We start from the raw sequence: 11334 nt of genomic DNA on the forward strand, positions 1-11334 counted from the left end.
TTGAATCTTTTAAGGGAAGCGCACTGCCCGAAAGCAGGCGCTTCATTGTTGAGAACAACGCTTATTTGCGAAGACGACGGCGCATTGCTGCCAGCCCAAACAGGGATAACAAGCTGATGAAACCGGTGCTGCCAGCACTACCGTCACCACCTGTGTGATCGCTTTCTTCTTCTACAATGTCAGCAATCAAGGAGTCGCGGTTAGATACCTTCGCTAGGAAAGATTGCTCAGATCCTTCTACAAGTTTGCCGTCACGCTTTAGACTTACGGTCACATTGTAAAGAGCTGAAGGCGCACCAAAGACCTCGAAATTGACCAAGGCTGTGGTGTCATCAGAAAGGACTACATTAGGAAGCACCATTTGGCTCAAGTCTAAACGCTGTTCATCATCATCAGGACTCATTTTCACGGTCGCGACATCACCAGCTTGGGTCGTAATACCCGTTGGGATCTGGTAAGGAACTTTGATTAGCTTTCTCAGCTTTGGCAGGTTCAGAGGCACGTTAGCGTCCGCATCACCAGGCTTATAGCTCAGGGTTATCAGTGCTGGATCGTGATCTGATGCGCGATATATATCCTCTTTGTAGAACTTATGGGTTCCAGTACCGTCGATGGTACCTTTAAAGCGGTTTTGGTAGTCATACAGGCCAGTCTCTGCAGCATTAACATGCCAGTCAGTGGCATCAATCACTCGGTCTTTTAGAGAAGGCGAGATCAAGATGTGATCAAGCGAGCCAATTTCGTCACTGAAAGAGTAACTCCAAGGCGTCTTACCCTTCTCCATTAGCTTTTCACCGACGATATCGATGTAACCATAAGTTTTAGTGATGATGACTGGAGAGCCATCTTCGTTAAACTGAGGCTTAGGCCCAAGGAAAGTGTGGCTAGCGGTAACGATAGTCTTGTTGCGTGGGTTCTCGGTAAGAACTAATATAGGATCTTCTTTACCGTAGGCGTTTAAATCACCAAGGATAATCTTATCTCCAGGAACGTCTTCCATCTCTTCACCTAAGTGCACGGCACCGGCTACACGGAACTCAGCACAAGACCCTTGGTAGTCAAGGTCTGGCGCTGTACGGTTGTTCCAGGTTGTAGCATTACCAAACTCAACACCTTGCCATTCTTCCCAACAAGTAGAGCCTTTTGACTTAAGGTGATTTACAGCTAGCGTCAAGCGCTTGCCTGTTTGGTTAACGATAAAGGTTACAACCAAGGCGTCACGGTGGTAGTTCTGACCGTTCTCTAGAATTTCCTCGTTTTGATCTTTGATCACCTCACCTAAGTCGTTCACTATGGTCGGTGCTTTCTGTTGAGGCATTGGGATAACGCGAGTTCGCTCAATGCTCATCTTGCTTGGTCGATATATGATGCCTGTAGCAATAGCGTCAGAACCAATGGCGTCAAGGTTATCCAACATTTGATTACCATTGTTGTCAAAGCCAACAAACACATAACGGTTCTCGGTAGAGTTAGGGCCATTGTAATCCTGAGGTCTCTCATCCACATACTGGATATTGACCTGATTTACAATCTCAGCAATGGCACTCGCATCGCCAAAACCGTTATTTTCAATCTCCATCAGCGCCATGACATCGGCGTCCTGCGCACGAATAATTTCTACCAGCTTGGTTCTCTGGTTAATGTATTCATCGTAGCTATCTGCGCCTCGGCTCTGACCAAAATTGTTGTTGTCGCCACCGAAAGGAGAGTTAAAGAAGTTAAACAGGTTCTGACTAGAAATGCGGATAGCAAAATCATCATCAGCCACAGTATCTTGCAGATCTGGTGTCTCTGTACGCGGTAAATTGTGAATAAAATTATCGCTAGTTAACTGGTTGGTTATAGTCAGACTGTAGTCCTGATCATACTTATCAGTGCCTGGGATCAACTCAGTTTCATATTGACTGATCACACCCTGCGCGTTAATTAAACTATCGTCGATACGGATATAGTTAGTGTGTGGATCACTGTTAAAACCAGCGTAATAAGGCAACTCGGTGCCGTTGGACTTAGTGGCACTTTCAATCACTAAACGATAGTCATTGTTTTGCTCATAGGCCGCCTTTGACTCAGGGCTTCCCGCAACATTCAAATGGTTGGGCTGCAAGTTAGGACGCTTATAAGCCGCCACCATATTGTTGCGGTTATGCCCTTTGCTACTTAACAGGTAGTTGTAGCTGAAGCTGCGAGTAATACGCATATCTTGGTCGCCATCAGTCTGAGGATCCAGATCTGTAGGCAGGTTAACCAACATTCCTTCGTAACGCTCCAACGTCTTATCGAAAGAGCCGTTATCAGAGCTAATAACCTCAATATCGGTAGGCTGAGTTAAGATGTCAGTATCAGTAACGTTCCAGCTAAATGCCGTGTCTGCAGACAGTTGAGTCTGACCTTCAAATTCAGCTACTTTACTGCCAATACAAACTGTCTGACCTACTTTTAGAGCACCCGCAGCGCTAGAGCTAACAAAGATGCCATCGGAAGTATCTGGATTGTTATCAGAGGCAATATTGCGAAGATAGAAACCTTCATTAGGAATAGATACCTTAGCTGAGACGATCCCCTCTACGGCCACTTTTTCATCTGATTCTGTCTTGCCTTCGGCAATTAAAGGTGAGGTAAAGCCTGTGCCTTGGACTTCGCTAGGAGACTTAATTTCACTCCTATCAGTTGGGCATGTGAATATGTCCATGATGTCTTCAGCATCAGCGGCGGGCAGCTCTGACTTTCCTAAATCATCGAATCTCATTGGTAAGATGTTCTGCCACTTGGTTGCATCGAAAGTGCCTGATTGAGCTGGATTGTTGCCATCAGCTGCTTTTTTACGACGCAAAGTGGTATTTGGAGCCCACTTGCTAGTCTCATTCGCGGCTCCAACACGATCGATAACGGTATCACCATTTTTCAGGAAGAAACCGTCATCACTTGTCATAAACAGGTTGTTGTACTTATTGCTGCTGTCATATGTAGAGATAACAACTGTGCCACCTTGAGTCGTAATGGCATTACGAAATTCTTCACTGGCTCTGCTATTAACGATCACCATAGAAGCGCCAGGAGCAAGCGTTTGGCCAGTCAACAGCGGCTTAGCATCGGCGTTAAGCAATTGGTTGTCGTATTTACCGCTAGAGCGTTGGTAAGCTGTAATGTCATCAGTGAAGGTGAAGGCATCAGAGCCTGTATTAGTGATTTCAACCGTGCCCACATTCGCATCGGTACTTTGGGTCATTTCAGTGATCAGCAAGTCTTCAACGCCAGCGTAGGCGCCCATACTGATGGTGCTGGCAATGGCCAGCGATAGGAAACTTTTCTTCATAGTAGACTCTATAAAATTGAATTCAATTAGGACTAGAAGTACATACGCACGTATGCATAGCCTGCTTCTGGGGCTTCGCCAACTCGGCCTTCTAAAGACAGCACAATGTCACGAGCAGGACGATAGTTAAAACCTAAGCTGGCCCAACGACGCTCTTTTCCGTACTCAGGTGGCAGTTCAGAGTAGTCGTAGTTCGGACCGAGTAGATCCCAACCTTCATATTCTTCGTGGTTTAAGGAGCTGATTATTTCCCAGTGTTCATTCAGGTCGTACTTGGCACTGACCGTTATCCCAGTGTTGCGGAAGGTTTGATAATCTAAATGCACGTCACCGCTCTTACGTGTAGACAAGTCTTCATCTTCTAAAAAGCCATTCAAACCAATAGAGAATTCAGGCATTAGTTTCAGGCGTGCACCTAAACCAATCAGTTTCTGCTCACCATATTTACTGACGCCGTTTGAGCCGCCTCGAGTTTCTACGCCAACCACGACAGACAGCAGATCAGACATCCACCCCATGTATCCATTAATGATGTCACCCTGCAGCGCACCGCTCTTGTGTTCACCATCGTATGAGTAAGAAGCACCAAAAATCAGATGTTCAAATTTAGCTTGATACTTAACGGTATTCTCTTGGTCACCCGCTTCACCGGTTTCAATGGACTTGTTGAAGGTGAAATCACCGAAGTGGTCGTAATCGTCGAATGCTGTATCGGTCAAGCCGAGCTCGATCCACTGTTGTTCGGTAAAGAGATAGCCTACGTACAATTTGTCGATGGCCAACTCGAACTCACCGTCGCCACCAAGCCAATTACGGCGTTGGTAATCTAGCTCTAGACGATAAGTGAATTGTTGACGTTGACCTGTTACTCCCAGAGTCGCAAAGCTATCATCTACGTAGCCCTTGGTATCGTAGAACTCATCGTGGTTGTAATCTGCATGAGTATCAAAATGACCCCCTACGCCCACTTCACCATATAAGCGAACATGGTCACCTTGACTTTCACCTTCTAACACTACAGCGTTCACTGAACCAGCACTAAGCATAGTGACAATAGCGATCGCAATTGTTGATTTATTTAACATTGCTGTTACTTCCGATTAGTAATTTGTCAGCCTATATTTGAAGGCCAAACTCAAAATTAAAAATGTTTATTAGTAATATCTAAAACTTATGGGTAGTCAGGTGGGTGGAGAGTTCGATGACGAAACTGTTGATATACTTGTTACATATTCCATAGAGCAACCCCTAATTTGTAATATTTCCGCTAATTTCCATTAACGTTCGCCGCGATTGTTGCAGAATTTTGTAACAAAAAAAAGAAGGGTTAATCACATTTGAAACGTATAAGCATTTGTTAAATAAAGAAAAATGAAGTCTTATTGGTTGTAGTGGAGAACAGGGTGGTAGCTTGGTGTTCTTATGGCCTAGAGAATCAGGCACTTAGGTCAGAACATGGGTGGGTGTTTTTTTGTATAAAATGATATGAAAATCAAAGAGATTTTTTTCTAAAAAAACTAAATTTTAATCATTTATCTACTACAACAGGAGGATGTCAGCAAGACTTTAGCAACCCAAACCAGAAAATGCGCTGTTCATAGTAAAGTATTGAAGCTTAATGCAGCTACGCCATCAGGTGTTTCATAACTATGCAGGGTTGAATCTCGTCATCCGTAATTCAATGCATAAGCATAATTAACTTGAGAAGAGGCAGATAGGCGCCGGTCCTTAGCCTTCATTTAAGGTGTTAGGTGGACTGCCCTAGGTCTTATGGACAAATTTCACCTAAACTTTGGACTGCCCTGTGTAATTATCCTCGTAATTAGCTTGTTGTGCGATAGGTTCATTCAGACAATGCATAAACCACTGATGTCACACAAGCGAGAACGATATGTCGCTATCAAGTGCTTTAGCGATGTCACTATAAACTCTTCTACCACATCGCTTTTGCAAACATCTGCTTTAACTCACTGTCCTTAAACATATTATGCCATTGCTCATATTTGACCAGCCATGTCACAGTTGGGAAAAAGCTGTAGTAGAGCAGGTTAACGGCCTAATTCGGAGTTACTTACATAAGGGAACTGACATTGAAAAATCACTGATAATCAAATTTTGAAAACTGAAAGTGCACTAAACCCAAGGCCGAGAAAGTGTCTAAATTACAAGACACCTTTTGAAACCTATATTGAAATGAGTGGTGCACTTCTACTTTGAACAAGGGAGACATACAACCATGCCATTAACGATGGGTGTCTATGGTGATTGTGGAGTCCAGAGTTAACCAGAAACCAAGGAAAGCAGCCTCGGTCAGGGAAGTCATACCGTCTTGTCTAACCGGGAGCGTCCATATATGTCTATAGCTAGGTTGAAGTTGGAGGCCAACAAACACGCCATTTACCATGGGGCCTATAGTTAAGTTTATATAGTTAGTTTTAACCCAGCAATCTAATTTGTAAACAAATTGTTAATTGTAACTTGATTGTATATTAGCCAAAAATGTATAATGCATTCAAAAATTCAAGGAACCTTGTAAAATGGATGTTATTCACTCAATTGGCAAAATCAGCACTGGCTTTGCTTATCTTATTGCAACACTTATGTCATTTAATAGTTTCGCAGCCCCCGATCAAACTGATGAGTTTACCGATCTCAGCGGCTATGACAACGATATTGTCCTGTCAAAAATGCAAACCAATTTTGAATTAATCCCGCTAAAAAACGATTCATTTGGGGATAAAATTGACTTGAGCAGTGGCAAGGTACAATTTAGTTACACAGACGTGTCCATACCTTTAAATTCACACTTAGACATGTCCGTACGCCGAAGCTTTAAAGATAACTCTCTTTTAGCAAAATATAATGACTCTTTGGGTTTTGGGGACTGGAGCTTAGAGATCCCTCATGTAAACCTAACATTAATGTATAGATACAACGAATTTACTCATGGCTGGGGCACTAATAATGAATGCAATAACTTAGCTCTAAACCAAGGTGATGTTGAAGTCGATGAATCTTGGAAAGGTGCAACCTTAAACATTCCGGGACAAACTACTGAGAGCATGCTTCGTAATGGTACTGAAAATGGTGATAGATTAATTACTAAGTCAAATTGGAGCATAGAATGTATGACACGCTCTGATGGTAAAGGCGAAGGCTTTAGAGCAAAATCACCTCAAGGAATTACTTACTATTTCGACATAAAAAAACTATTCAAACAGCCAAATTTGATCCTGTATGGAAAACTAGTTATTACCAAGGTTATATGTATGTATCGAAGATAGAAGATAGATTCGGGAATTATATTAAGTATGAATATTCTAATAACGCAGAAGAGCTACTCTCTATAAAATCAAATGATGGTGCTGTCATACGTTTTTTTTATACCACACCAAATACAGAAAAATTGCTAACCTCCATTAAAACCTATTCTTTAAATAGCCATGGGCAAGAAGAATATACCGGTAAACAGTGGCGCTATATTTATCAAGAGAGTTCATCAAACTTTAATAGATTATCTTCTGTCGTTTTACCTGATGGTACCTCTTGGCATTATGAAGGATTTGCAATAGACGAATCACCATCTTTTCGTGTGCCAGAAAATCAATGTGTTGTCGATAAAAAAGACAACGATGATATAGAAGCTGTCATGGAGAAAGAGTACACCATTAAAGTAACCCACCCTAACGGAGTACAAGCTCACTTTGTACAAAAATACCAGATTGGCGGAATAAGTAATCAACCAAGCTATGCTAATCCTATAAAAGCAGAGACAATGAAGCGCTCTCCCTCAAAGAAACTTCACTTTCACCCAAGATGTTATCTTGCAAAAAGGTTACAATATAAAACGATAATAAACTCAGCGTCAAACTTAACCTGGCAATACCAGTATGATGAAGGATTAGGAGGATATGCATCTACTAATTCTCAAGAAGATCCAGCTGCAACAGCCATGCAAGCTAACCCAGTAACAAATTATGTCGATGCGGTGAATTACCGAAGAGTAACTGTGATTAACCCAGATCTTTCCAAAAGTGTCAGTTATGTTAACCGTGATTACCAATCCATTTTGCAAGGTAAAACTGTTTACAGTGAACAATACTCGGCAAACGGGGAAAAGTTGTCGACAAGTTATCACGAGTTTAAGCAGTTTCCACTACGATTTGGCACTGACTTTACAAAACGCGGTAACCCGCTCGATCTCCATAGGGTCGATAGGGTAAAAACCACACTAAAGCAGCTAACCAATAGCAATGACAGTTATTACACAGAATATTCAGGCTATGATGTATTTGGCAACCCCAGCTTAGTTAAAGAGCACAACAATTTTTCATCAAACCAACTGTATACCAAGCGGGCATATCTATATGACCTGCACAATTGGTTAATAGGCTTACCCTTAAACCGGCAACTTTCAAGTGATGGTAGTAACTGGTCAACGATAAGTGAGACCAATTATTACCCTGCAACTGGCGCATATAAATCACAGCCTTATCAAACTAAGGTAATGGGTAAACTTCTTAAAACAGTCAACAGCTATCATGCCAACGGTAATGTAAAGAGAGTCGATTATAACGGCGTAGGTCGCTATGAGCTGTTTGAGGACTATTATCGGGGGCAGGCTCGCAAAGTGACCTTGCCCTGCAGCACGAACAATGGCTGTAACACGGCTAATGGCAGCACTGCCAATACCATAGTTGCCAGATTTGAAATTAACCCCGATGGCAGGACCCAAAGCGTCACGGACTTTGCAGGTAACCAAACTCGCTATAGTTACAACCCCGTTGGCTGGGTGACTAAGATTGAGCACGCTGATAGCCGATGGACTGATAAAAACATTAGCTACAGCATAGTAACTAGCGATGGCGATGGTATATCTGGTAGCCCAGTATTAGCCGGCCAGCTTAAACAGATGCTCACCCAAGGTGAATATCAGAGCACTACTTATTATGATCTGATGCATCGCAAAATATTGACCCAAGAAAAAGATTCAACTAATAGTGACACCCACCGTTATCAGTACTTCGACTATGATTTTGACAGCAAGCTGTTACTACAAACCTTTGTCAATCATAGTGCTGGCAACCGTAAAGGGGTACAAACAACTTATGATGCACTAGGCCGAGTCATATCAACCACACGCCAAAGCGACAACGCCACGACTAGCACTAAGTATTTATCCGGCAACCGTAAGCAGATAACCGATGCAAAGGGCAATATCACTACCATAACTTATCTCGCTTATGGCAGCCCTAGTTACGACAAGGCGACCTTAATTCAAGCGCCAGATGCTCACGATACCTCTATTAGTTATAATAAATTTGGCCAAGTTACCTCAATTACCCAAGGCGGCGTCAATGAAAAACGCCTGTACGATAGTTATCAGCAGTTGTGTAAAACCTATCGCCCCGAAACTGGAATGACCGCTTTTGGCTATAATACTCAGCGCCAACTTATTTGGCAGGCATCTGGAACGAGTGGCAGTAAAAACAGTTGTGACTCTTCATCTGTGCCTGCATCCGATAAAATCATCTTAAGCTACGATAACCTAGGTCAACTGAAAAGTGAGAACTACCCTGATAATACCCCAGATAAGCACTACAGTTATGATGCCAACGGCAATATAACAAACCTGATATCTGGCAGCGGTAGCGATACCATTAGTTGGCAATATCAATACAACTCGCTCAATTTAGTTGAAAAAGAGACCTTAGCCATTGATGGAAAAAGCTTTATTCTTGACTGGGAATATAACAATTTGGGGGCAGTTTCTTCACTGAAGTACCCATCTGGCAGAAGGCTCAATTATTCACCCAATGCGCTTGGGCAACCAACAAAAATTAGTGAAGGCAGTGGTAGTGCCGTAGTGAACTATGCCAGTAATGTTGAATATTACCCTAATGGTCAGTTAAAGAATTTGAGTTATGGTAATGGCGTGGTACGCAGTATTGGGTTAGACACCAGTGGCCGTATAGATACGATTAAGGATGTCCATAACGGTAGTAATAAGCTATACCTATCCCCTCGTTATGACAAGAATGACAACTTAGTGAGCATAGTGGACTGGGTTGACCGTGGTAATGACATTGGCAATATGACTTATGATGGAGTTGACCGTTTGAGAACTGCTGACGGTAAGTGGGGGCAGGGCACCTATACTTATGATGGATTAGGTAACCTAAAAAGCCGTACAATCAACGGCTCATCAATTACTTACCATTACAACTCGCTTAATCGTCTCAATAATTTGAGTGGGTCTTATGCGTATAATTACAGTTATGACACGCGTGGGAATGTGACTCATAACGGTCGTTATGGCTTGACTTTTAATCGCGCTAATCAGCTTATAACAGCTAAAGGCATACCGTACCGCTATGATGGCCATAATCGTCGTGTTAAAAAACAAAATGATTACAGTGTTTATAGTAATATTGGGCAATTATTATATCGCCAAAAATTAAGTGGGCAAAAGACTGATTCACTCTATTTAGGAAAACATTTAATTGCGGAAGTAGATTTTGAAGGGGAGTATGTACCACCTGTAACATCAGACCCTTTTTTGAACCTAAGCTTTTATGTTACACCACCTGATAATATGTGTCCTACAGGTCAATTATGCCCTGTAGACATTGAAGAACCTAAAGATAATTATTTTAAATTAGTTTGGTCTTCCATCAATGCGACAAGCTGCAGCGGTTATGTAAAACGGAATAACGTGCTGTTTATGTCTTTATCAGGTTTGAGTCATTTAGGTTTGAACATTTCCAATGACGGCGCAGCTTATTATGGGCTAATAACTTGTACGGGGAGAACCGAACAGGTTACAAAGAGTGTCACTTTTGGCGGTAATGGAGCGGCTTTATAATGGGGAATTTAAGGATGATAAACCGAATAAAGCAGTTCATGTTGTTGGTATGTTTGTTAGCTACTACGACTTTGAAGGTAAACGCGGCTCAAACGGTTCGTTATCAGCATGCGGATATGCTAGGTACGCCAGTAATGGAAACGGATGCTAATGGTGGGGTAATTAGTCGTTCGAGCTATGAGCCCTTCGGCAAACGCTTAGGTGGTGAGAAGGCGGGGATAGGTTATACAGGTCATTTGCAAGATGAAGATCTAGGGTTAACCTATATGCAGGCACGATATTATGATCCAGTTATCGGGCGTTTCTACTCGAATGATCCTGTTGGTTATACGGCTAAAAATCCAGTCATGTCGTTCAATCGCTACATGTATGTGAATAATAACCCTTATAAATATACTGATCCTGATGGTGAGTTTTTATGGGGAGCTGTGATTGGAGCTGGGATAGAGTTAGCTGCTCAAATTTCGACAGGTCAAGATATAGATATGACAGATATAGCAATAGCAGGAGCTGTAGGTGCTGTTACTGGAGGCTTTGCTGGGAGAGCAGCAACACAAGCTGTTAAAGGCGCTATGACTGCTAGTAAAGCAGTTAAACAGACAACGGCTGTGAGTGCTGCTGCAAGTGGAGTTGGCTCTATGGGACAAGATGTAGCAAATGGAGATTCTATTTCTATTTCTAAGGCTGCTGTCAGTACCGTTAGTGGTGCTGCTGGTGGATTAGTAGGTGGTAAGGTTGGTAATTCTTTCGCTGGAAAGTTAGATAGCATGTCTAATGCTGGAGGCGTTGCTGCTCAAGTTTCTAGTACTACAAGAAGTGCTATGGTTGGTAATACTGCTGGACAAACTACTTCTGCTGCCACAGGCTTAGCAAATAAAGCCGCAGATCTTGGGATCTCCGTTGCGGATAAGAAAATAAAAGAAAACTTATAAAAAGGTTAATTGTGAATGAATTTTTTTAGATTACATAAAGTTCAATTAATAGCTTATTTTCTCTTATCGTTAATATGCGGAGGAGTGATTTCAATTGAAAATGGTTTAATTCGTGGATTAGGTTTTACTGTGGTCTGCCTAGTCTTTTTGACCTCTATATCATATTTTTCTTACCGAAAAAGTATTTCAAAATATGGAAAAAGAGACATCAAGTAATATAG

General features: G+C 42.2%; 5 protein-coding genes and 1 pseudogene. 3 read left to right on the forward strand and 3 right to left on the reverse strand.

Translation table 11 applies throughout. The features are described from left to right. Window positions 1-61 precede the first annotated feature (61 nt). The 3 genes and pseudogenes from L1D44_RS19845 to L1D44_RS19855 form a co-directional block, all read right to left on the reverse strand. Window positions 62-3316 (reverse strand): ExeM/NucH family extracellular endonuclease, encoded by a 3255-nt coding sequence (locus L1D44_RS19845; protein WP_239892999.1) that lies wholly within the window; start codon window positions 3314-3316, stop codon window positions 62-64. A gap of 32 nt (window positions 3317-3348) precedes the next feature. Continuing rightward, window positions 3349-4401 (reverse strand): porin, encoded by a 1053-nt coding sequence (locus tag L1D44_RS19850; RefSeq protein ID WP_220771125.1) that lies wholly within the window; start codon window positions 4399-4401, stop codon window positions 3349-3351. Between the two features lie 712 nt (window positions 4402-5113). Then, window positions 5114-5300 (reverse strand): annotated as a pseudogene (locus L1D44_RS19855) (transposase); the annotation flags it as partial. 553 nt (window positions 5301-5853) lie between these two features. On the opposite strand from L1D44_RS19855, the gene L1D44_RS19860 reads away from it, so the two are divergent. The 3 genes from L1D44_RS19860 to L1D44_RS19870 all read left to right on the forward strand — a co-directional run bounded on the left by L1D44_RS19860 (window position 5854) and on the right by L1D44_RS19870 (window position 11113). Continuing rightward, on the forward strand, window positions 5854-6600 hold the full coding sequence (locus L1D44_RS19860) for a hypothetical protein (RefSeq protein ID WP_239893000.1): 747 nt from the start codon (window positions 5854-5856) through the stop codon (window positions 6598-6600). A 122-nt stretch (window positions 6601-6722) separates the two neighbouring features. Then, window positions 6723-10181: a hypothetical protein gene (locus L1D44_RS19865; RefSeq protein ID WP_239893001.1), complete on the forward strand. Its 3459-nt coding sequence runs from the start codon at window positions 6723-6725 to the stop codon at window positions 10179-10181. 14 nt (window positions 10182-10195) lie between these two features. Then, a complete protein-coding gene (locus L1D44_RS19870) occupies window positions 10196-11113 on the forward strand; it encodes an RHS repeat-associated core domain-containing protein (RefSeq protein ID WP_239893002.1) in 918 nt (305 codons plus the stop codon). Window positions 11114-11334 lie beyond the last annotated feature (221 nt).

Origin of the sequence: Shewanella sp. Isolate13 (assembly GCF_022398325.1) — a bacterium.
In the GTDB taxonomy this organism is placed as follows: domain Bacteria; phylum Pseudomonadota; class Gammaproteobacteria; order Enterobacterales; family Shewanellaceae; genus Shewanella.